Annotated in this window: 23 protein-coding genes and 1 pseudogene; 9 read left to right on the top strand and 15 right to left on the bottom strand. The window is 55.4% G+C overall.

The genetic code is table 11. The features are described 5' to 3' along the window. The first annotated feature begins 46 nt into the window (after nucleotides 1-46). The gene (trmB, locus tag ATI45_RS12180; RefSeq protein ID WP_098419720.1) at nucleotides 47-787 is read left to right on the top strand and encodes a tRNA (guanosine(46)-N7)-methyltransferase TrmB; all 741 of its coding nucleotides are present in this window, start codon (nucleotides 47-49) and stop codon (nucleotides 785-787) included. A 12-nt stretch (nucleotides 788-799) separates the two neighbouring features. Here the strand turns inward: trmB and ATI45_RS12175 are convergent, their stop codons facing one another. From ATI45_RS12175 to ATI45_RS12135, 9 genes are all read right to left on the bottom strand, one after another. Continuing rightward, nucleotides 800-1,348, bottom strand: a complete 549-nt coding sequence (locus ATI45_RS12175) for a hypothetical protein (RefSeq protein WP_098419719.1) — start codon at nucleotides 1,346-1,348, stop codon at nucleotides 800-802. Nucleotides 1,349-1,452: 104 nt separating this feature from the next. Next, a complete protein-coding gene (hemW, locus tag ATI45_RS12170; protein ID WP_098419718.1) occupies nucleotides 1,453-2,604 on the bottom strand; it encodes a radical SAM family heme chaperone HemW in 1,152 nt (383 codons plus the stop codon). Next, entirely contained in the window at nucleotides 2,601-3,212 is a 612-nt protein-coding gene (rdgB, locus tag ATI45_RS12165; protein WP_098419717.1) for an RdgB/HAM1 family non-canonical purine NTP pyrophosphatase, read from the bottom strand. Before rdgB ends, hemW begins: the two co-directional genes overlap by 4 nt. A gap of 22 nt (nucleotides 3,213-3,234) precedes the next feature. Next, nucleotides 3,235-3,690, bottom strand: a complete 456-nt coding sequence (locus ATI45_RS12160) for a DUF4426 domain-containing protein (protein WP_098419716.1) — start codon at nucleotides 3,688-3,690, stop codon at nucleotides 3,235-3,237. Continuing rightward, entirely contained in the window at nucleotides 3,687-4,292 is a 606-nt protein-coding gene (gene metW, locus ATI45_RS12155; RefSeq protein ID WP_098419715.1) for a methionine biosynthesis protein MetW, read from the bottom strand. Before metW ends, ATI45_RS12160 begins: the two co-directional genes overlap by 4 nt. Beyond that, nucleotides 4,289-5,437, bottom strand: a complete 1,149-nt coding sequence (gene metX / locus ATI45_RS12150; protein WP_098419714.1) for a homoserine O-succinyltransferase MetX — start codon at nucleotides 5,435-5,437, stop codon at nucleotides 4,289-4,291. The genes metW and metX overlap by 4 nt, the downstream gene beginning before the upstream one ends. Before the next feature lie 113 nt (nucleotides 5,438-5,550). Then, entirely contained in the window at nucleotides 5,551-6,135 is a 585-nt protein-coding gene (locus ATI45_RS12145) for a YggT family protein (protein WP_098419713.1), read from the bottom strand. Nucleotides 6,136-6,160: 25 nt separating this feature from the next. Beyond that, the gene (gene proC, locus ATI45_RS12140; RefSeq protein ID WP_098419712.1) at nucleotides 6,161-6,991 is read right to left on the bottom strand and encodes a pyrroline-5-carboxylate reductase; all 831 of its coding nucleotides are present in this window, start codon (nucleotides 6,989-6,991) and stop codon (nucleotides 6,161-6,163) included. Between the two features lie 74 nt (nucleotides 6,992-7,065). Further along, nucleotides 7,066-7,770 carry a YggS family pyridoxal phosphate-dependent enzyme gene (locus tag ATI45_RS12135; RefSeq protein ID WP_098421735.1) on the bottom strand — a complete coding sequence of 235 codons (705 nt, stop codon included), beginning with the start codon at nucleotides 7,768-7,770 and terminating at the stop codon, nucleotides 7,066-7,068. Between the two features lie 137 nt (nucleotides 7,771-7,907). Here ATI45_RS12135 and ATI45_RS12130 point away from each other — a divergent pair, with 137 nt between their 5' ends. The 3 genes from ATI45_RS12130 (at nucleotide 7,908) to ATI45_RS12120 (ending at nucleotide 11,640) form a co-directional block, all read left to right on the top strand. Beyond that, on the top strand, nucleotides 7,908-8,942 hold the full coding sequence (locus ATI45_RS12130) for a type IV pilus twitching motility protein PilT (protein WP_098421734.1): 1,035 nt from the start codon (nucleotides 7,908-7,910) through the stop codon (nucleotides 8,940-8,942). A 73-nt stretch (nucleotides 8,943-9,015) separates the two neighbouring features. Further along, a complete protein-coding gene (locus ATI45_RS12125; RefSeq protein WP_098419711.1) occupies nucleotides 9,016-10,137 on the top strand; it encodes a PilT/PilU family type 4a pilus ATPase in 1,122 nt (373 codons plus the stop codon). Nucleotides 10,138-10,254: 117 nt separating this feature from the next. After that, nucleotides 10,255-11,640, top strand: a complete 1,386-nt coding sequence (locus ATI45_RS12120; RefSeq protein ID WP_098419710.1) for an OmpP1/FadL family transporter — start codon at nucleotides 10,255-10,257, stop codon at nucleotides 11,638-11,640. A 96-nt stretch (nucleotides 11,641-11,736) separates the two neighbouring features. Here ATI45_RS12120 and polA read toward each other — a convergent pair whose 3' ends face one another. Further along, nucleotides 11,737-14,532, bottom strand: a complete 2,796-nt coding sequence (gene polA, locus ATI45_RS12115; RefSeq protein ID WP_098419709.1) for a DNA polymerase I — start codon at nucleotides 14,530-14,532, stop codon at nucleotides 11,737-11,739. Between the two features lie 195 nt (nucleotides 14,533-14,727). On the opposite strand from polA, the gene ATI45_RS12110 reads away from it, so the two are divergent. Continuing rightward, nucleotides 14,728-15,063 carry a DUF2782 domain-containing protein gene (locus tag ATI45_RS12110; RefSeq protein WP_098419708.1) on the top strand — a complete coding sequence of 112 codons (336 nt, stop codon included), beginning with the start codon at nucleotides 14,728-14,730 and terminating at the stop codon, nucleotides 15,061-15,063. Nucleotides 15,064-15,207: 144 nt separating this feature from the next. Continuing rightward, nucleotides 15,208-15,714: a hypothetical protein gene (locus ATI45_RS12105; protein WP_098419707.1), complete on the top strand. Its 507-nt coding sequence runs from the start codon at nucleotides 15,208-15,210 to the stop codon at nucleotides 15,712-15,714. 80 nt (nucleotides 15,715-15,794) lie between these two features. Here the strand turns inward: ATI45_RS12105 and ATI45_RS12100 are convergent, their stop codons facing one another. Both ATI45_RS12100 and pyrE read right to left on the bottom strand, forming a co-directional pair. After that, nucleotides 15,795-16,421, bottom strand: a complete 627-nt coding sequence (locus ATI45_RS12100; RefSeq protein ID WP_098419706.1) for a DUF4124 domain-containing protein — start codon at nucleotides 16,419-16,421, stop codon at nucleotides 15,795-15,797. 3 nt (nucleotides 16,422-16,424) lie between these two features. Beyond that, a complete protein-coding gene (pyrE, locus tag ATI45_RS12095) occupies nucleotides 16,425-17,063 on the bottom strand; it encodes an orotate phosphoribosyltransferase (protein WP_098419705.1) in 639 nt (212 codons plus the stop codon). Between the two features lie 91 nt (nucleotides 17,064-17,154). On the opposite strand from pyrE, the gene ATI45_RS12090 reads away from it, so the two are divergent. Next, the gene (locus ATI45_RS12090) at nucleotides 17,155-17,961 is read left to right on the top strand and encodes an exodeoxyribonuclease III (RefSeq protein ID WP_098419704.1); all 807 of its coding nucleotides are present in this window, start codon (nucleotides 17,155-17,157) and stop codon (nucleotides 17,959-17,961) included. Nucleotides 17,962-18,058: 97 nt separating this feature from the next. Here ATI45_RS12090 and rph read toward each other — a convergent pair whose 3' ends face one another. After that, a complete protein-coding gene (rph, locus tag ATI45_RS12085; protein ID WP_098419703.1) occupies nucleotides 18,059-18,775 on the bottom strand; it encodes a ribonuclease PH in 717 nt (238 codons plus the stop codon). Between the two features lie 232 nt (nucleotides 18,776-19,007). On the opposite strand from rph, the gene ATI45_RS12080 reads away from it, so the two are divergent. Further along, entirely contained in the window at nucleotides 19,008-19,874 is an 867-nt protein-coding gene (locus ATI45_RS12080; protein WP_098419702.1) for a YicC/YloC family endoribonuclease, read from the top strand. A 73-nt stretch (nucleotides 19,875-19,947) separates the two neighbouring features. Beyond that, a complete protein-coding gene (locus ATI45_RS12075; RefSeq protein ID WP_098419701.1) occupies nucleotides 19,948-20,637 on the top strand; it encodes a 2OG-Fe(II) oxygenase in 690 nt (229 codons plus the stop codon). Nucleotides 20,638-20,671: 34 nt separating this feature from the next. On the opposite strand, the pseudogene ATI45_RS12070 reads toward ATI45_RS12075, so the two are convergent. Next, nucleotides 20,672-20,848, bottom strand: a pseudogene (locus tag ATI45_RS12070) (DUF2256 domain-containing protein). After that, nucleotides 20,848-22,350: a cryptochrome/deoxyribodipyrimidine photo-lyase family protein gene (locus ATI45_RS12065; protein ID WP_098419700.1), complete on the bottom strand. Its 1,503-nt coding sequence runs from the start codon at nucleotides 22,348-22,350 to the stop codon at nucleotides 20,848-20,850. The pseudogene ATI45_RS12070 and the gene ATI45_RS12065 overlap by 1 nt, the downstream one beginning before the upstream one ends. Nucleotides 22,351-22,356 lie beyond the last annotated feature (6 nt).

The following is a 22,356-nucleotide window of genomic DNA, read 5'->3' as shown; positions in this document are numbered from 1 at the left end:
ACTATCGATTCGCCAGAATCCGCCAGCCGCGGTTTGAGGATGCATAATGACTGAAGAAAATACCCCAAAGGCTCACGCTAAAAATGGCCGTTCCGATGAGTCCCCGGTAACCACCCGCCGCGGTGTACGCAGTTTCGTGCTGCGCCAGGGCCGGATGACCGAGGGCCAGCGCAAAGCCTACGAACGTAGCTGGCCCATATTCGGCCTGACTCGGGAGCACGGCATGATTGATCCGCGCCAGGTGTTTGGCCGCGATGCCATGCTGAATCTCGAAATAGGTTTTGGTATGGGGCGCTCGCTGGCGGACATGGCGGAGGCCGCGCCAGAGCAGGACTTTATTGGCGTGGAAGTGCACCTGCCGGGTGTAGGTGCTTTGCTAAAAGACATTGAAGGCCGTGGATTGGAAAACATCCGCATTTACAGCATTGATGCCAACGACGTAATTGACCTGTGCCTGGCGGATGCCTGCCTTGACCGGGTAATGGTATTTTTCCCGGACCCCTGGCATAAAAAACGCCATCACAAGCGCCGCCTGGTACAGCAGGAATTTGTTCAACGCCTTCGCCACAAGTTAAGGGTTGGGGGCATTCTGCACTTAGCCACAGACTGGGAAAACTACGCTGAACACATGATGGACGTGATGGCGGATTCCGAAGGCTTTGCCAATACCCAAAGTGAAGGTGGTTTCTCGCCGAAACCGGAAGGCCGCCCGGTGACCAAATTCGAACAGCGCGGCGAGCGCCTGGGCCACGGTGTCTGGGATTTGTTGTTTTATCGAACCAACTGATAAACGGCCAGCTTACGCGTGGGTAAGCGGATGACGCCGGGCGGCGCGAATAATCACCAGGCCCGCGCTGCCCAGCAGTAAACCGGTAAATTTCACTAACGCAGAAAACGTGGCAATCAGGCTGAGCAGGTCGTCTGGCTCTTTCAAATTGTTCAGTAGCAACAGGTTTTCAACGCAATCGCTGAAGGCGGCCAACGCAAAGAGAATAATCACCCAGCGCCCCGCTGTGCGTTCGCGCACACCGGGGCGGTCTTTTAGAAGATGGCGGGTTAGCAGGAACAGGGTAGCGGAATAGAGCGCAACCAGTAAAAAATCCAAAAGTAACGAGACTCTGGCCCACGCTTGTTGTTGCGGGCTCCAGCTTTGCAATATATCGCGTGTATGTGCAGCGTTGCCGGCCAGCTGTAGATTAACAATGCCTTGAGGCGCCTGGGGCGTATGCAGCAACTGGTTGATCAGCAGCAGGGCGATAGCGAGGAGTGCGGACAGCGCAAGGCCGGCCTTTAGTCGCGCAGGCAGCCGCCGCCTGTTTGGCGGGCGTTGAGTTGGGGCAGATTCCATCGGGTGTGCTCCCTTGCCACTGGCGCCAAGATTATTGCCGCCTCTATCATCGCTGGCATCACGTTGCCATCACACTGACATCACATTGACGTCAATACAGCCGTCTACAAAAACCGCTGCAGCAGGCTGTTCAAATAGCGTTGGCCGAGTTCGGTGGCTTGAATGCGTTGAGGGTGCATCAGCTCCTCTCGCCTTAATGTGTCAAGTTGTACCGCAATCGTGCTTAAGGGTAAACCCGTGCGCTGTTGAAACAGGCTTTCGGGCACGCCCGCGGCCAGGCGCAGCGCGTTCATCAGAAACTCCAGCGGCCGCTCTGCCACGGCTATCGCCTCGCTGCCGGCGGTGCGGCTACCTATTCGGTTCAAATAGGCTTGCGGTTGACGGGTTTTCCAATAGCGCAGAATCTGGCCATCCGGCTGGCTGATTTTGCCGTGACCCCCTGCGCCCAGGGCCAGGTAATCGCCAAACGTCCAGTAATTCAGATTATGCCGTGATGCCATATTTTGCTGGCTCCAGGCGGATATCTCGTAATCGGTAAAACCGTGGCTGCGCAGGTAGTCGCCGCCCCGGCTGTAAATATCCCACAGCCGGTCGTCGTCTGGCAGCACAGGTGGCTGGCTGTAGAACTCGGTGTTGGGCTCTACCGTCAGTTGATACCAGGACAAGTGCGGTGGTTGATACGACAGCGCCTGGGCCAGGTCGTCCAGTGCCTGTTCAGGCGTTTGCTCTGGCAAACCGTGCATCAGGTCGATATTGAAGTTGTCAAAACCGGCCTGGCGCGCCGCTGTTATGGCGTTGTGGGCGGCCTGGCTGTCGTGAATGCGCCCAAGCGCCTGCAAGTGCTCTGGGTTAAAGCTTTGCACGCCTATCGACAGCCGGTTGATACCAGCTTCACGGAACGCCTCAAAGCGGCCCTGCTCGAGAGTGCCGGGATTTGCCTCCAGGGTGATTTCAGCGTCTGCCGCAAATTCCAGCCGTGTTTTCAGCTCGCAAAACAGATCCTTGTAAAAACCGCCGCTCATCAGCGATGGCGTGCCGCCGCCAATAAACACCGTTTGGATGGTGCGGCCTGCGGCCAGGAGTAAATCCTGATCGAGGTCGTCCAGCAGCGCCTTTAAATAAGCGCTTTCAGGAATATCCCCGGTAATGGCATGGGAATTGAAATCGCAGTAGGGACATTTGCGCACGCACCAGGGCACGTGCAGGTACAGGCTAAGCGCAGGCTCAACGGCCGCAGGTGTCGGGTTTAAGCTCAAGATGCGTCCCGCAGCTCACGTTTCAGCTGCTCGGTCATCATCGCCAGCGCCTGGCCGCGGTGGCTAAGCCGGCCTTTTTCTGCCTGGCTTAGCTCGGCGGCGCTGCAGCTGCGTTCGGGCACAAAGAAGATCGGATCGTAACCAAAACCGCCGGCGCCTGACGCCTGGCGCAGTATACTGCCGTGCCATTGGCCGTGGCACACCAGCGGGGTAGGGTCATCGGCGTGGCGCAAGTAAACCAGTACGCTGTGGAATTGGGCGTTGCGTTTGCCGTCTGGTACATCGGCCATGTTGGCTAACAGCGCATTCAGGTTGTCTCCATCGCTGGCGTCGTCGCCGGCATAACGCGCCGAGCGCACGCCCGGCTGGCCGCCTAGGGCGTCTACAGCCAAACCGCTGTCGTCTGCCAATGCCGGCAGGCCGGTAATACGGGCTGCGTGGCGGGCTTTAAGAATGGCATTTTCAACAAAGGTGACCGCCGGTTCTTCGGCTTCACCGACGCCCAATTCTCCCTGAGCAACGGGCGCCAGCCCCAAGGGGGCCAGAAGATCATTGAATTCTGCAATTTTGCCAGGGTTGTTGCTGGCAATAACCAGTGTCTGGGGCATTGAAGGCTCAGTTGTTAAGGGCTTAGTCGTTAAACAGGGCCTGGGAAAATCGTACCGGCAGTTCCTGATTGTGACCCGTTGGGCGCGCGGTGACATTGAACGTCAGCAATTCAGCCGTGCCATACTGGTACTCGGCAATGAAGTATACCGCGCTGCCTTCCTGTATGCGGCGAAACGCCAAAAAGCGAACTTGCTGGATGTCGTTGGTGACTCGGCCCTCTACCTGGCCCGCTACCGGCGACAAGGCACCGTCGGCGTTGGTTTGCATGATGGCAACGTTCACAATGCCGATGCTTTTACTGCGCTGCAGGTTGTTTTCTTTCGCTATTTCCGGTGTCAGGAATGTACTGGGCAGCACGCTCCAGGAAACGGTGTATTCACCGAAGCTCTTACTGTCGGCTTGGGCCAGGCCAGCAAAGCACAACAGCACCAGCGCAAACGCCGAGCGCATAAAAACCGAGTGTTTGGCAATCATCATTGTGAATTCTCCTTGGTGATGCGGTAAATAGCGATTTCGCCCAGCAGGTTTGGCCACAAACGGGCTACCCAGCTGTTCTGATGCTGGCCGTCTACAACCTTGCGGCTGGTGATGCGTATGCTTTTCTGGCGGCACAGAGCTTCAAAGTCCTGGAACGTGCACAGCCGTATGTTGGGGGTGTTATACCACTTATACGGAAGCGCTTCGGATTCGGGCATGCGCCCGCTCAACGCCAATCCCCAACGCAGGCGCCAATGGGCAAAGTTGGGAAAGGTAACAATGCCCTCGTTGCCCAGGCGCAGCATTTCGTCTAGCACTTTGTCGGGCCGGCGTACCGCTTGCAAGGCCTGGGTCATCAGCACAACATCGAAACTGTTGTCGTCAAAATTAGCCAGTCCCTGGGTGTCGAGGTTTTGTTCTATTACTGATACGCCGCGGCTCATACAGTGCGTGATGTGCGCTGGATTGATCTCCAGGCCATAGCCGCTTGCGCCGCGTTCGCGCTGCAGAAAATCGAGCAGCGTGCCGTCACCGCAACCCAGATCCAATACGTGATGGCCCGGTTTTATCCACTGCTGGATAATTTCAAGATCGGCTCTCATGCTCCAATCTCCCGCGCAACACGGTCCATATAGGCGGTGAATACATCGGTATAACGTGGCGTGGGAATCAGAAACCCATCGTGGCCCCAGGGTGCGTCAATTTCAGCGTAGCTGACTTTGCAGCGAGCGGCGATCATGGCTTTAACCAACTCTTCAGAGCGCTCTGGCGCAAAGCGCCAGTCGGTACTGAACGACAGCACCAGGAATTCGCAACGTGCGCCCTGCAGAGCTTTTGCCAGGTCGCCGTCGAATTCGTAGGCGGGGTCGAAGTAGTCCAAGGCCTTGGTCATCAGCAGGTAGGTGTTGGCATCGAAGGATTCGGAAAAGCGTTCACCTTGATAGCGCAAATAGCTTTCTACTTGAAATTCGGCGTCGTAGCCGAATTTGTAGGCTTCTTCGCGCAGCTCACGGCCAAATTTCTCACCCATGGAGGCATCAGACAAGTAGGTAATGTGGCCCACCATGCGCGCCAGCATCAAACCGCGCCGGGGTAGTGTGAGATTGTCGCTGTAGCGCCCGGCGTGAAACTCCGGATCACTCGTAATGGCCTGTCGCGCTACCTCGTTAAAGGCAATGTTCTGAGCGCTCAGGCGCGGTGTTGACGCGATAACCGCGGCGTGGCGTATGCGCTCGGGATAGGTAAGGCTCCATTGCAGTGCTTGCATGCCGCCCAGCGATCCGCCCACCACCGCAGCCCAGCATTCTATGCCGAGCTTGTCTGCCAGCCGCGCCTGGCTGTTGACCCAGTCAGTTACCGTGACAACTGGAAAGTCCGGGCCATACAGTGAGCCGGTGTCCGGATTGGTGCTGCTGGGGCCGGTGCTGCCGTGGCACCCGCCCAGATTGTTAAGGCTCACCACAAAAAAACGGCGGGTATCAATGGGCTTTCCGGGACCAATACAACTGTCCCACCAGCCTGCTTTGCGTTCGTCGGCGCTGTGATAACCGGCGGCGTGATGATGGCCGCTGAGGGCGTGACACACCAAAATAGCATTGCTGGCGCTGGCATTCAGTTCGCCATAGGTTTCCACCACCAGCTCATAGCGGTTCAGCACCTTGCCGCAAGCAAGCTTCAGCGGTGTATCAAAATGGTAGGTCTGCGGGGTAACAAGCCCAACAGAATCTGCGGGCAATGGATCGGGCATTGGCGCGATGACTTCCTGGCTGGAATCGAGAAATACGGATACGCCTTAAGGGAACGGCGCCCAAGCGACTCAGTTTAAAGGCGGCAGCAGCGAGCTGCAACCGCCGACCTGAGTTACATTCCAGCCAAAAGCGCCGGCATGCCGGTGGCGACCTTCATGTGATCAATCATCACAGTAATCACCTGCAGTATCAGAAATACAATAATGGGTGACAGGTCCAGGCCGCCCAGTGATGGCACCACTTTGCGCACCGGGCGCATGACCGGTTCGGTAATCTGAGCCACCAGCTGAATCGCCGGGTGGCTGCTGCCGGGCGCGATCCAGCTGATAACCACCACGGCAATCACCGCCCAGAAATACAGAGTTGCTACCAGTCCCGCCACGTTCAGCACTGACCAGGCCAACAGCCACGCCGGATTGAAAAGCGCCGCGCCGGCGTCATACAGCAGCAATACCAGGGTAAAGGTGATGGCTTGAATCAGTATGGCTAGCACGATAGCCGCGCCATCAATACCGCCCCAGCCAGGAACAAGTTTACGCACAACGCGCAGCGGAGGATTGGTGACCTTCACTACGAACTGCGAAATGGGGTTGTAAAAATCGGCTCGTGCCAGCTGCAGCAAAAACCTCAGCAGTACCAGGGTCATGTAGAACGACGAGGCGATCGACAAAATTGTGAGCAGAATCTTCGGCAGCATCAGCGGGTGTCTCCGTTTGCTATGGTTATTTACCGGCCAGTTCTTTGGCCATTTCCTGGGAGCGGGTATAGGCCGCTGAGTAGGCTTTTTGCACCAGTTCGCGCAAACCGCCTTGCTCAAACGTATTCACCGCCTGCTCGGTAGTGCCACCGGGTGACATCACATTACGTTTGAGTTGCGCCGGTTCCAGATCACTGCGAGCCGCCATTTCTGCGGCGCCTGCCATGGTTTGGATCGCCAGTTCGCGCGCTGTTTCTGCTGCCATGCCAGCGTTAACGGCAGCTTCTTCCAGAGCTTCAAGCATCAGGAAAAAATAGGCAGGGCCACTGCCAGACAAGGCGGTTACCGCGTGTAGTTGTTCTTCCAGCTGCACCCAGTTGGCAGAACCTACGCTGTCAAAAATGGCCGTAACGTCATTTTTTTGCTGCTCGCTGACCCGTGAGTTGGCAAACAGCCCCGCAGCACCTTTGCCCACCAGCGACGGCGTATTGGGCATTACCCGCACCATGGGTACGCCACCGCCAAGCCACCCGTCGATCGTGTCGGCGGTTAGGCCTGCTGCGATTGAAACCATCAATGGCCGGGTATTGCGCACCACCGCGGCAATGTCTTCACACACGCTGGCCATGACTTGCGGCTTTACCGCCAATACGACAATGTCAGATTGTTGGGCGCAGTAGCGGTTGTCGGTGGTAACACTGATTCCGAAACGCTTGCGCAAGCCTTGCAGATGCTCGTCGTCTGGGGCACTGACCCAGATTTTACCGGCTTTATAGCCGTTATCCAGCATGCCGCCAATAATGGCGCTCGCCATATTACCGGCACCAATAAATGAAATGGTCGGTGATTTGCTCAAGATTCACTCCAGGGTTTGACCCAATCGAAAAAAATAGTTGTGCCTGTTGCCGATCATAACAGGAACCGCAGTTTTCAGCTCTTTTGCGGGCGTGGGCCAAACACGGCGGTGCCTACTCTTACCCAGGTTGAGCCTTCGCCAATGGCCAGCTCCAGATCGTCAGACATGCCCATAGATAAGGTGTCCAGCGGCCCGGTGCCGGGCTGGTCCTGGCGCAACCGGATCAAGGCATTGTTCATGGCCCGAAAGCTTGCCCTCAATGCAGCTTCCCCGCGATCCGGGTCTGGAATCGCCATAAGTCCGCGCAATGTCAGTTGCGGCAGTTCGGCAATGGCGGCGACCAGCGCCGGTAGTTCGTCCAGCGAGCAGCCGGATTTGCTGGGTTCATTGTCAATATTAACCTGCAGGCAAATATTCAGCGGCGGCAAGGCCGTGTTGCGCTGGTCGTTCAGGCGGCGGGCTATTTTCAGGCGTTCAACACTGTGTACCCAACAAAACGCCGAAGCTATTTGTGCGGTTTTATTGGATTGAATCGGCCCTATGAAATGCCAGCGTAACTCCGGCATATCCTGCAGGTTCGCTATTTTGTCCAGCGCCTCTTGCAGGTAGTTTTCACCGAAATCCTGCTGGCCTGCTGCTGCGGCTTCGCGCAACTCGTCCGCCTGGCGGGTTTTACTAACCGCCAACAAGCGCACAGAATGGGGCTTTCGGCCCGATTGTAGTGTTGCTTTTTCGATGCGCTGGGTTACGCTCTTGATGTTGTCTGCTATGCTGCTCATAGTGTGAATTCGCTCTACTTGTACAGCTTCGGGTAGCATCACACGTTACCCGCAGGTCACTGAAATGCCAAGTGATCACCGGTCTTGATGTGCTGGTTACGGCAGCCGGCGAAAAAGAAAAACTCCCGGGGAACTCTATGGATATTACCGAACTGCTTGCCTTTTCGGCGAAACAGGGCGCGTCAGATTTGCACCTTTCTGCTGGTTTGCCGCCGATGATTCGTGTGGACGGTGATGTACGCCGTATTAACCTGCCTCCTTTGCAACACAAAGAAGTGCACGGTCTGATTTACGACATCATGAATGACAAGCAGCGCAAAGACTACGAAGAGTTCCTGGAAACCGACTTCTCGTTCGAAGTGGCCGGTGTTGCCCGCTTCCGGGTTAACGCCTTTAACCAGAATCGCGGTTCCGGTGCGGTGTTTCGGACCATTCCCTCGAAAGTGCTGACCATGGAAGACCTGGGCATGGGCCAGGTGTTCAAAGACATTTGCGCAGTGCCACGGGGGCTGGTGCTGGTAACCGGACCCACGGGTTCTGGTAAGTCCACCACGCTGGCGGCGATGGTGGACCACATCAACGACCACCGTTACGAGCACATCCTGACCATTGAAGATCCCATCGAGTTTGTGCACGAATCGAAAAAGTGCCTGGTTAACCAGCGCGAAGTGCACCGCGATACTCTGGGCTTTAATGAAGCACTGCGCTCGGCGCTGCGGGAAGACCCGGACATAATTCTGGTGGGCGAACTGCGTGACCTTGAAACGATTCGCCTGGCGTTGACCGCAGCCGAAACTGGCCACCTGGTATTCGGCACCCTGCACACCACCTCAGCGGCAAAAACCATTGACCGGGTAGTGGATGTGTTTCCGGCCCAGGAAAAATCCATGGTGCGGTCGATGCTGTCAGAATCGTTGCAGGCGGTTATCTCGCAAACCCTGATGAAGAAAATGGGCGGCGGGCGGATTGCTGCCCACGAAATCATGATTGGCACCTCGGCCATTCGCAACCTGATCCGTGAAGACAAAATCGCGCAGATGTACTCGTCTATACAAACGGGTGGCTCGCTGGGCATGCAGACCCTGGATCAGTGTCTGGAACGCCTGTTGCAAAAAGGCCTTATTTCTCGCGACCAGGCGCGTCTGAAAGCAAAAATGCCCGATGCCTTTTAAGCCTGACAGGATCTTCGCCGGCTGATACAAAACGACTCGGGCGCTTGGGCGCGCTCAACGAAAGGTGATAAAAATGGAATTTGAAAAGCTACTGCGGCTGATGGTTGAGAAAGGTGGCTCGGACTTGTTCATTACCGCCGGCGTTGCACCCAGTATGAAAGTGAACGGTAAGGTGTGGCCTGTCACAAAGACCGCCCTGACGCCCGATATGACCCGTGAGCTGGTTTACGGCGCCATGAGCGACAAGCAACGCGCCGAGTTTGATCAAAGCCACGAGTGCAACTTCGCCATCAGCGCCCGTGGCATTGGCCGCTTTCGGGTTAGCGCGTTTTTCCAACGCAATCAGTGCGGTATGGTGTTACGCCGCATTGAAGTAAAGATACCGGAAATCGACGACCTCTCGCTGCCCGACATCGTTAAAGAGCTGGCCATGACCAAGCGCGGGCTTATCATGTTTGTGGGCGCCACCGGCACAGGCAAGTCCACCTCGCTGGCTGCCATGATTGGCTACCGCAACCACAACAGCCGTGGCCATATTATTTCTATCGAAGACCCGATTGAGTTTATACACCAACATCAGGGTTGCATTGTGACCCAGCGCGAAGTGGGCATAGACACCGACAGCTTTGAAGTGGCGTTGAAAAACACCCTGCGCCAGGCGCCAGACGTGATTTTGATAGGTGAGGTGCGAACCCGCCAGACAATGGAATATTCCGTACAGTTCGCCGAAACCGGGCACTTGTGCCTGGCGACCTTGCACGCCAACAACGCCAACCAGGCGCTGGACCGGATTATCCAGTTTTTCCCACCCGAACAGCACGGCCAGATCTGGATGGACCTGTCGCTGAACCTGCGCGCCATTGTGGCGCAGCAACTGGTGCCCACGCCAGACGGCAAGGGCCGGAAAGCGGTTATTGAGGTGCTGATCAATACGCCGCTGGCGGCTGACCTGATTCGCAAGGGCGAAGTGCACAAGCTTAAAGACCTGATGGCCAAATCCAACGAGATCGGCATGCGTACCTTTGACCAGGCGCTCTATGAGCTGTATTCCGAAGGTTCGATTACCTATGAAGATGCCCTGGCACATGCCGACTCACCCAACGATTTGCGTTTGATGATAAAGCTTGGAACCGACGCCCAGGGGGTGGACAAGTTGTCGTCTTCGGTGGACAAGCTGACCATTCAGCAGGACTGAGGCGCTAAGACAAACGTCTTAAATATGTGTTATTAGCAATTGATGGCAAATGCAATTGTGACGGCCGTAACCACCTGAGTATACTCCGGCCGTTCATAATCAGGAGCCATCAAAAAAATGAAATCGACCCGTCTTGCCCGTGCTATCCGCCTGACCACCTTGGCTGCCATCGCAGCGCCTGCGACTGTTTTTGCCGGTGGCTTTTCCCTTAACGAACAGAGCGCCAGCGCGATGGGCGTGGCGAATGCGGGTGCCGCAGCGAATCCGGAGAACGCATCCACGGCGTTTTTTAACCCAGCGGGTATGAGCCAGTTGAAAGGCACCAATATGTCATTTGGTGTGGCCGTTCTGGATATTGATGCTGAAGCTAAAAGTGCCAGTGCCACCAACGTGGTTGGTGGTCCGGTTAAGGGCTCAAACGGTGGTGATATTGCCGATCTGGCAGTGCTACCCAATTTTTTTATAACTCACGAAGTGAGCGACTCTATCGACGTGGGTTTTGGTATCCATGCGCCCTATGGTTTGGCAGCCGACTACGACGATGATTTTGTTGGCCGTTATTTTGCCGACAAAACCGAGCTAACGGCGATTTCTTTCACACCCTCTATTTCCCTTAACAACGCTAAGGGCCTTTCAATGGGCCTAGGCATGAACATCATGTACGCTGAAGCGCGTCTAACAAAGTTTCAGGACACTCGTGCAAAATTGGGAACGTCTGCTAATGGGTACGAAGCAAAGAACGGGGCGCCCTATTCGGATATAAACGGCGATGATATAGCTGTTAATTTCCGCGTTGGTTTTTTGTATGAACTATCTGACCGCACTCAATTTGGTTTGACGGCACAAACCGGCACTGAACTTGAGCTGGAAGGCGAAGCCGAAATAACTAACTTCCCTTCGGCAAACCTGACTCCGACAACCCTCAGCGAAGACGCTAGCGTGCCGCTGGCCATTCCAGAGAGCATTACCGTTGGCGCCCGCCATCAGTTAAATGATTCTGTGACGTTGCTCGCAGGTGCCACTTACGCCCGCTGGAGTCGGTTCGAAGGTCTTGATGTATTCAGCACGGAAGGCGACAGCGGCGAGATATCTACAGCCCTTGGGCGCACAGGCGACCAACCGCTCAGTCACGTTACTGAAAAATGGCAGAATACCTGGCAGTTCAACGTGGGTGGAATCTGGCAGGCTACGCCTGCCTGGGCCTTTAAGGCGGGCTACGCGTGGGATGAATCGCCGGTCGACGAATTCGTAACCGCCCGCGTTCCTTCATCAGACCGTCATTGGCTCACTCTGGGTACGCAGTGGAAAGATGCGCAAAGCGGCTGGACGGTGGATGCCGCCATTGGCACCCTGCTGTTTGTGGACGATCCGAAGATTAAAGAATTCGTTTATCAATACGATGCCCCAAGCCAGAAGGATCCGGCTGCGGGTAAGTCCAACTACGAAGGCGAATACGAACTCGACGCCTGGAGCGCTTCACTACAAATCAGCAAAGCCTTCTAACGTTTGATTTCGAAGCTATAACGACAGGCCGATTTTACCCGCCTGTCGCAGTCACAAAAACGCCCGCTTGAGCGAACACTCAACGGGCGTTTTTCGTTAGTGGGCCTGGTCCCAGTTATCACCCACGCCAGCCTCTACCAGCAAGGGCACAGCGAGTTCCGCAGCGCCCGACATGCGCTTGATCAGTCCTTCGCGCACCGCTTCTACCGCCTCTTCTTTTACTTCGACGATCAGTTCGTCGTGTACCTGCATGGTCATGCGGGCGCTGTCCGGGTATTCGGCCAGCAGCCAGGCTTCCACATCAATCATCGCGAGCTTGATAATGTCGGCAGCGGTACCCTGCATGGGCGCGTTAATCGCGGTGCGCTCGGCGGCCTGCTGCAGTTGCTTGTTGCGGGCGTTGATTTCGGGCAAGTACAAGCGCCGGCCAAACAGAGTCTCCACGTAGCCGTCTTCGTGAGCCTGTTTGCGAATATTGTCCATGTACGTCAGTACGCTGGGGTAGCGTTCGAAATAACGGTTGATGTACTGCTGGGCCACTTTGCGTTCGACATCCAGCTGCCGCGCCAGGCCAAACGCCGACATGCCGTAAATCAGCCCGAAGTTGATGGCTTTGGCGCTTCGCCGTTGGTCAGTGTTCACCTCTTCCAGAGATACCCCGAACACTTCCGCTGCGGTGGCTTTGTGAATGTCTTCGCCCTTGGCAAACGCGGTTAGCAGGCCTTTGTCTTCCGACAGGTGCGCCATAATGCGCAATTCAATCTGGGAATAGTCCGCTGCCAACAGCTTGTAGCCTTTCTCGGCGATAAACGCCTGGCGAATGCGTCGGCCCTGCTCGCTGCGAATGGGTATGTTCTGCAGGTTGGGCTCTGAAGACGACAGGCGCCCGGTGGCCGTGACTGCTTGATGGTAAGACGTGTGCACGCGACCGGTACGATGGTGGATCAGATCTGGCAGAGTGTCTGTATAGGTGGACTTGAGTTTGCTCAGGCTACGGTGTTCCAGCAGCAGCCTTGGCAGTTCGTGGCTGTGGGCCAGTTCCTGCAGCACCGGTTCGGCCGTTGAGGGCGCACCCTTGGGCGTTTTTTTGAGAACTGGCAAACCCAGCTTTTCATAAAAAATAACCTGCAGCTGTTTTGGCGAGCCCAGGTTGAAGGTCTCCCCGGCGGCTTCATACGCGGCTGTTTCCAGTTCGGCCATGCGTTCAGCCAGTTCCTGGCTGTGCTGGCGCAGTGTGCTGGCGCTGATCAGCGTGCCCCTTTGTTCCATGCGCGACAGCACCGGTACCAAGGGCAAATCAATGTCTTCATACACCGACTGCAGCTTACCGGTGGCGGCTAGTTGCGGGCGCAGTGCCTGATGTAAGCGAAGGGTGATGTCGGCGTCTTCGGCGGCGTAGGGGCCGGCTTTATCAAGCTCCAGCTGGTTGAACGTCAGCTGTTTGGCACCTTTGCCTGCCAGGGATTCAAAGGTTGTGGTTTCCTCGCCCAGATAATGCAGGGCCAGGGCGTCCATATTGTGGCGTGAAGATACCGAGTTCAGCACATAGGATTGCACCATGGTGTCTTCGGCAATGCCTTCCAGGCAGATGTCGTGGTTGGCCAGCACGTTTTTGTCGTACTTCAGATTTTGCCCGACTTTTTTATGGTCGGGGCTTTCCAGTAGCGGTTTGAGCTGGGCCAGCACCGTGTCGCGGTCCAGCTGTTCGGGCGCGCCCATGTAGTCGTGGCAAAAGGGCACGTAGGCTGCTTCAAACGGTTGTACCGCAAACGATACGCCCACAACCTCTGCAGCCATGTATTTCAGACTGGTGGTTTCGGTGTCAAAGGCAAACAGTTCTGCGGCTTTTAAGCGCTCTATCCATTCATCCAGTTCTGCCTGGTCGGTAATAATGCTGTAGTGCTTGTCACGGCGCTGAGTGGGTTCACCAGGGCTGCTTTGATGTGCAGTGCTATTATCTGACGTGCTCTGATCAGACGTGCTTTGATCAACACCGGACTGCGCAGCAGCAGACCCGGCGGTTTGGGGGCCTGAGTTTTCGAGTTCGTTGATCCAGCTGCGCAACTCGTATTCGCGGAACAGCTCCAGCAGGGCGCTGTTGTTCTGCTCGCGTTCCAGAAGATCTTCCAGTCCGAACGCCAGCTCTACGTCCAGTTTGATGGTGGCCAGTATCCGGCTCAAGGGCAGGGTTTCCCTGGCATCCCGCAGGTATTCCCCAACCTTGCCTTTGATGTTGTCGGCGTTGGCCATCAGGTTGTCGATGTCTTGGTATTCCTGCAGCCATTTCACCGCAGTTTTCGGGCCGCACTTGTTTACGCCGGGTATGTTATCCACCTTGTCGCCCACCAGCGCCAAGTAGTCGATGATCTGCGCCGGTGTTACGCCAAACTTTTCTTCAACGTCGGCTGCGTCCATGTGGGTATTGGTCATGGTGTTGATCAGCGTTACGTGCGGGCTTACCAGTTGGGCCATGTCTTTATCGCCCGTGGACACCACCACGTCAATGCCCTTGCTGGTGGCCTCGTGGGCCAGGGTGCCAATCACGTCATCGGCCTCTACTCCCTCCACAATCAGCAGCGGCAGGCCCATGTGCCTGACAATCTGGTGAATAGGCTCAATCTGCACGGCCAGGTCGTCAGGCATCGGCGGGCGGTTTGCTTTGTAATCCGCGTACAGGTCGTTGCGGAAGGTTTTGCCTTTGGCATCGAACACCACCACAATTTTGGAGCCGGGGAAGTCCAGGTCTATCCGGCGTATCATGGCAATAACGCCCTTGATGGCGCCGGTTGGGTGGTTTTTGCTGGTCATGAGTGGTGGAAGTGCGTGGTAAGCGCGGAATAGATAAGAGGAACCGTCTACAAGAACCACGGGTGGAGTGTGTTGTTCAGTCATAGATGCCTGTGCCTGCAATCGTATTGAAGCGTGGGTTGCCTTGTGTAACTCTGATGGTGACAATTAAGGCAATGATAAAAAGTACGGTAATAATAAAAAGTACGGCGATTATTTCGGGCGCGAAACTGGCTTGAAAAAGCCAGGAAACCGGCAATAAGCGCACCATAAACAGATAGTCAAAAGGGTATCACGAAAATGAAAAAAATCATTTTACCACTTGTGTTGTTGGCGTGGCCGTTAGCAACCGTTGTTGCCCAGGAAACCGGCAATCTGGACGACACCGTTGTGGAAACGCCAAAACAGCCTGTGATTATCTCGGACTATCAGCCGTCTAACGCAGGCACCCAGATTGTTATCCGCAGCGGCGAAAAAGAGGTGTATTACGAGTACCGGGTGAATGGTCAGGTGATGGAAATAAAGGTTGTGCCCCAGATAGGACCGGAATACTACCTGGTGCCTGCCGACGGTGGCTGGGCCCGTGAAAGTGAATCCGGCATGCTGGTGCCAAGCTGGGTGCTGTTTCGCTGGTAGTCATGAGCGCGTTGTTAAGCAGGCCGGTAGAATAATTTTTGAACGATTTCTGATTTTAGTGTGAACACTCTAACTTTTCTCCTTAATCTACACTCATCGATCGAAAACACTTTTGATCAACAAACGTAACACAGGGGATTTATTATGGGTGTACTTACCACGTATCAGCAACAGCTTCAGGATATGGTTAACAAGGGTATCGACGCCGCTGAGAAGCAGCAGAAGCGTTTGTCTGCCAAGCCTTTCGACATGGCTGAAAAGCTGGAAGAAAGCGCTCGCACTCACAGCGTAAAATCCCTGCGTAAGAGCTATTACGGCTACAGCGAAAACGTGTTTGACCAGCTGCGCGAACTGAACGGCATGGTTGGTGAATTCACCGCCCAGCTGATCTCACGCGTTGAAAAGCAGGTAACTGAAGGCGCTGATGCTGTAGAAGAAGGCGCAATTGATGTTGCCGTAAAAGCAGAAGACGTAAAGGCAGCTGTTGAGCCCAGCAAAGAAGCTCGCAAAATCAGCGCCAAGAAAACCAAGGCCGCTCCTGCAGCCGCTGTTAAGGTCGAAAAAGCTGAAGACAGCAAAGAAGTAAAAGCAGAAGAAGCTGAGCCGATTAAGGCCAGCGACGCGAAAACTGAAGAAACGGCTTCTGCCTGATAGCGTTCAGCGGCCCGCAAGCTCACCAAGAGCGTGGGCCGGTTGAAACCGGCGAATGCCAATAAAAAAGGAAGACTGGTTTAGTCTTCCTTTTTTTTGTCGGTTAATTGTTCAAGCCGGCGAATATCGATTTCGTAGATTTCCCGCTGGGTCTGAATGTCTTGGGTCTGGGTTTCAATTTCCTGTTCAATATCCAGGATCTGCGTTTCCAGCCGACGAATTTTCTCCAGGGTTGCCTCGGGAATTTTTCGTCCAGAGCGTTCCAGATCGGCGGCGCGGCTTTGTTCGGCGTTCAACTGCCCGGAGATGACAGTGATATTGCCTTTTTTCAGGCTGATCAGTCCCTCCAGTTCGCGAATTTTCCGGTTCATGGCGCTGCGCGCCTGATCTGGGTGACTGAAGCGCTTTAGCAGTTTTCGGTCCTGTTCGCGTTGGAGTTCCAGGGCGTCCTGGCGTTGTTGTTCGGCACTGCGTTCGGCCAGTTCCTGTTCCGTGGGGGCGGGCGCAATGATGGTAACGACACGCCCGTTGCTGTTAAGAATGTCATAGCCCCGTTGCGTTGCTTCCTGCGGAATGCTGCTGCCAATGACCACCTGGCCGTTTTCATCCGTATACCGGTACATGCCGGCGTGGGCCGTAGTGGCACTGATGGCACCGGTGCCAATCAGGCTAAACATGAGGAGTGAAGCGGTCAGGTGTTTTGCCATTCGTCAAACTCCGTAAGATTCCCGGTAGCGGGTCACCGCATTAGCGTGTTGGTCGAAAGCTGGGTTGCTGCTGACGTAGTCCAGTACCTGATCAAGCCCGATAATGCTGACCACGGGTATACCGAACTGCTGTTCTACTTCCTGGATGGCAGACAATTTGCCTTTGCCTTTTTCCTGGCGGTCCAGAGCGATCAGTACACCGGCGGGTTCAGCCCCCGCTTGATGGATGATCTCAATTGCTTCGCGAATAGCGGTGCCAGCGGTAATGACATCATCTATAATCAGCACCCTACCATTTAAGGGCGCACCGACAATGCTTCCGCCTTCACCGTGATCTTTCTTTTCCTTACGGTTAAAGGCAAAAGGTTTATTGTTACCAGCTTCTGCTAACGCCATAGCCGTTACGGTAGCCAACGGGATGCCCTTATAGGCGGGCCCGAAAATAATGTCATAATTCAGAGCGCTGCGTTCAATGGCTGCAGCGTAGGCTTGGCTTAACTGTAGAAGATCATTACCGGTATTGAACAGGCCCGCGTTAAAAAAGTAGGGGCTGATGCGACCGGATTTGAGTGTAAATTTGCCAAAACGCAGCACATTTCGCTGTATGGCGAACTCGATAAAATTTTTTTGATAATCATGCATGGCGCGGCTTCTAGGGCTGTTGGTCTTTCAAAAGTAGTTAAAAAGTGCTTAAAATCGGTATCATACACACAAACCGAATCAGGGAATACGTATGCGGGTAGTATCAATCAGCGTCAACGGTCTTGAACAGGCTGTTGAAAAAGGTTTTTTTGACTGGATAGCAGGGCAAGACGCCGACGTTATCTGCGTTCAGGACCACCGCATGCGCGCCTACGAGGTTGAAGACCGCCAGCTGGTGCCAGAAGGCTACCAAGCCTATTTTATTGACGGCGAAAACAATGAAGATGGCGGTGTTGGAATTTATACCCGCCACTTCCCGAAAGCCATCATGTATGGCTTTGCCAATGAGCAGGCTGACCGCGAAGGCCGGTTTATTCAGGCCGATTTCGACAAAGTCTCCGTCGCCAGCGTGCTGGCGCCCTGCGCGCTTGGCCTGGAAGACGACCCGATTGGTGATGATGACCTGACCGTTCTGGACCATAAAGACGATTTCATGGACGCGTTTGCCGTACACATGCAAAAAACCCTGCGTAAACGCCGGCAGTTTATTGTGTGTGCCAACCTGCAAAGCGCTCATCACGTTACCGACGCCAGTTCGCGCTATCACAAATTGGACGTATCCGGCTTTTTGCCTCACGAGCGTGCGTGGCTAGACCGCCTGTTCGACGAAATGGGCAGCATTGACGCGTTCCGTGATATTAACAAACAAAGCAATCAGTTTACCTGGTGGCCGGAGTGGGCTTCAGGTTGGCGCAAGCAGTCGGGTATTCGGGTAGATTATCAGATTGCTACGCCGGGTATTCGAAAGACCATTCAAGATGGCTGGATTGATGACGACACCCGGTTTTCCGACCACGCGCCGGTGGTGATGGATTACGACATCGAGATTGGATTTTAGGTTGACCTTGAACATAGGGGGGCGAGGTAGGGGACGGATTTAAAATCCGTCCCCGATTTAGATCAAATCTATGGCCCTCGACACCCACGGTTTTGAGTTAGCCGTTAAGCGCTTCGTTCTGCAGCGCAAATAATTTTTCAATACCCTGTTTTGCCAGTACCAGCATGCTGTCCAGTTCTTCCTGAACGAAAGGCGCGCCTTCTGCCGTGCCCTGAATTTCGATAAAGCCGCCTTTATCCGTCATCACCACGTTCATGTCAGTTTCCGCAACCGAATCTTCCGGGTAGTCCAGATCCACAACCGGCTTGCCTTTGAAAACGCCGACGGATACCGCGGCAACCATCTGCTTCAGCGGCGATTTCTTCAGGCGCTTTTGTGCTACCAGGTAATTCAGCGCGTCTACCAGCGCTACGCAGCCACCGGTGATGGCCGCGGTGCGGGTGCCGCCGTCAGCCTGAATAACATCGCAATCGATGGTGATGGTATGCTCGCCCAGTGCTTTCAGATCCACCGCAGCGCGCAGTGAACGGCCAATCAGGCGCTGGATTTCAACCGTTCGGCCACCTTGTTTGCCGCGAGCTGCTTCGCGCCCCATACGGCTGTTGGTTGAGCGGGGCAGCATGCCGTATTCCGCGGTAATCCAGCCCTGGCCTTCGCCGCGCAAAAACGGTGGCACCTTGTTTTCCACCGATGCCGTGCAAATTACTTTGGTGTCGCCGAACTCGATCAGCACAGAGCCTTCGGCGTGACGGGTGTAGTTGCGGGTAATGCGGATGTCTCTGGGTTGTTCGGGGGCTCTGCCACTGGGTCGCATAAAAAAATTCCTGATGGGTTAAAATGAGCAGCGTGCCTGGGCTGCAGGCCTGCTTGTACAAATGAATTGGCGCGCAGTATAGCACGGCCATGCCGGCTTCCGACCCGTCAGACCCAAGCGCTGTGGTGCCGCCGCAGAATCCGCTTACTGCGGTTCGCCGCTCGGCGCTCTAGCCTGATAGACTCTGTAAAAGCTTGGCTGAACAGGCTGATAAACTTATGCCGGAGTGACCATGATTCGAAGTATGACTGCCTTTGCGCGCCAGGAAACTCGTGGAGCCTGGGGTGCACTGACCTGCGAAATCCGCACCGTTAACCATCGCTATCTGGAGCCGTCATTTCGTTTGCCGGAGTGCCTGCGAGAGCTGGAAAACGATTTTCGCGAACAGCTGCGCAAACAACTGAAGCGCGGCAAAGTAGACGTGAGCCTTCGCCTGCACGCCAGCGACCAGGCCCAACACAGCTTCGCCATCAATGAGCCGCTCACCCAGGCGTTGAACGACGCGGCCAAGCGCATTAGCCGGATTCTGGACAACCCTGCCCACATCAGTGCGCTGGATATATTGCGCTGGCCAGGTGTTATGGCAACGCCCGAGCAGGATTACACCGAGGCCAAAGCCGCCGCGGCCAGCCTGTTTGAGCAAACCATAAACGAACTGATAGCGGCAAGAACACGCGAAGGCGAGCGCTTGCTGGCTATATTGGAACAGCGTCTGGTCGCCATACACGCCCAAGTGGCTGACGTGCGTGAGCGCATGCCGCAGCTGCTTCAGGCTCAGGAGCAACAGCTGCGCGAACGCTTTGAAAAAGCCAAAATTGAGCTAGACCCGGAACGCATAGCTCAGGAAATGGTGATGCTGGCGCAAAAAAGCGATGTCGCCGAAGAGCTGGACCGCCTGGATGCCCACGTGGCCGAAGTACGCGATACCCTGGCCAGTGAAGACGCCGTCGGCCGACGCCTGGATTTTTTGATGCAAGAGCTGAACCGCGAAGCCAATACCTTGAGCAGCAAAAGTATAGACGCCGGCCTGACCCGCGCCGCGGTGGACTTGAAAGTGTGGATTGAGCAGTTGCGGGAGCAGGTGCAGAACATAGAGTGATGTTCTACAACCATACGTTTAGTCACAAGGCAATAGAGCGCTGGACCAGTGTATTAAAGTGGAGAATGAACGTATGAGTGCACTGGTTCGGTTTAATGATGACTGCGGCACAGGCGATAGCCAGCACGTCTTTGAGGCTATTGCGGCAGACTTGCTGGAGAAAGGCTACAGCATCAAACCTAATGCCCTGCCCACAAACCTGCTGAGCGGGCTTTGGCAACAGCTGCGTACTATGCCCGGCCACCAGTTTGATCCCGCCGGTGTTGGAAGGCAGCAAGCTCACACGGTCAATAATTTTATACGCAGCGACGCCATAAGCTGGATAGAGCGCGATACGCCTGCGGGCGAGGACTGGCTGAACTGGGCCGCTGAGTTGCAGCAGTATCTTAATCGCCGTTTGTTTCTCGGTTTATTCTCCTTTGAAAGTCATTTTTCGCACTACGCGCCGGGTGATTTCTACAAGAAGCATCTGGATGCTTTCAAAGGGCAGTCAAACCGGGTGTTGTCGGTGGTGCTGTACCTTAACCCGGACTGGATGCCGGACGATGGCGGCGAGTTGGCGCTTTATCACAGCGATCAGTGTCATCACGGTGAACAGAGCCAGAGCGTACTTAAAGTAACGCCCAGCATGGGCACTTTGGTTGCCTTCCTTAGTGAAGAATTCCCCCACGAAGTTCTCCCGGCCAAACGCGACCGTTATGCTATTGCTGGCTGGTTCCGGGTAAACACCACCAGTACCGGGCGGGCAGATCCGCCGGATTAAAGCCGGGACAGATTTTAAATCTGTCCCGGTTCACTCATCGAGGCTCGCGTAATCCCGCTTTGTCGCCGTCACTTGCGCGATTCCGATTGCGCCGGCAGCGCTCCGAGCAGTGCACCACTTCATCCCAGCAGTTTTGCCACTTTTTGCGCCAGCTGAAGGGTCAGTCACAGGTAGGGCAGGTTTTTTGTGGTAGAGGTTTTTTGGCGGTCATCAGCGTCGTCTTTGGTGAAAGTTGTTGCTGCCTGGTGCGTTTACGTGGCGTTGTAATATGCGCTCGCCTTCCTGCTTTACTTCCGGCCGGCTCCGCCATTCCCAAAGGCGATCCCGCGCTGCTGCGTAAGCAGGCGCCAGTTCGAACAATGGCGCCGGGTAATGCTGGCCAATCTGCAAATCAAACATCTGTTCTTCCATCGGCGTCAGAAGCCACGGCTTGTGCAACAGGGTGTCTGGCAGTTCGGCCAACTCCGGCACCCACTGGCGGATAAACGTGCCCTGTGGGTCTTGCTCCTGTGACTGCAATACCGGGTTATAAATCCGGATGGTGTTGATACCGGTCACGCTCGCCTGCATTTGAAATTGCGAGTAGTGAATACCCGGTTCGTAATCCAGGAACATCCGCGCCAGATGGTGCACGCCCCGCTGCCAGTCGATATTCAGCAAATGGCATAGAAAACTCACCAGCATGGCGCGCATGCGGAAGTTGATGTAGCCGGTGGCGTGCAGGCAGCGCATACAGGCGTCTACCAGCGGGTAGCCGGTGCGGCCATCTTGCCAGGCTGCCAGATCGGTGTTCACGCCGTCGTCTGTGCGGTAGGGGTAGGTCAGGTATCCGTGATTCACCGGCCGCTGCTCCATGGCACATTCGCTTTCAAATTTCTGAATGAAATGGCAGTGCCAGTGCAGGCGCGAGGCAAAAGCTCGCAGTGAGCGGTCCCAGCCCGGATTTTGTCGGCTGGCGCGATACTGCTGATAGGCTTGGCGCAGGCTGATATTGCCAAAAGCCAGGTAGGGTGAAAGCCGCGAACAATAGGTGCGGCTGGAGATGGGGCTTGACACAGAGCCACTATAAAGCCGGCCTCTAGCGTTGAAAAAACTATCCATCCACTGATGTGCTGCGGTTTCGCCGCCGGTTTGAAATTGCGGATCCGGGAGCAACCATTCGTTGGACGGTTGCCAGTCGGTAAGGGCGTGCGGATGTATAACGCGGAGTTGCCGCAGGTCCGCGTGTTGCTGCGGCGCGCCCATCACTTGCTGCCAGTGATGGTCCCAACCATCGCGATTGAACGCCCCGCGAATCACCGCGCCGGTCGCGAACTCCTGCCAGTTGAAGCCCTGCTGCTGGCACCACTTTGCAACCTGTTGGTCGCGTTCAAAGGTGCTGGCATCGCCGGTTTCTTCGTGGCTGAACAGCGTGTGAATGCGGTGGTGCTGCTGCAGTTGCTCCAAAATTTCAATGCATTCGCCGAGCGCCAGCGTAACGCTAGCCTCGCAACCAGCACGTGTGAGCTGGCTGTTCATATCGCTTATCGACTCAATAACAAAGCGCCAATGGCGCTGGCTAAGGTGAGGGTTCTGCCTCTGTGAGGGCTCTACCACATACAGCAAAATAATAGGTAACCCTGTCTTGCAGGCCGCATACAGGGGAGCGTGATCTGTCAGCCTGAGATCGCGTTTGAACCAAACTACATTAACGAACGATTGCTCTGGGTGCATGGCGCC

It is taken from the genome of Marinobacter sp. LV10MA510-1, from assembly GCF_002563885.1.
In the GTDB taxonomy this organism is placed as follows: domain Bacteria; phylum Pseudomonadota; class Gammaproteobacteria; order Pseudomonadales; family Oleiphilaceae; genus Marinobacter.
This window is presented reverse-complemented; position numbering and strand designations above follow the sequence as displayed.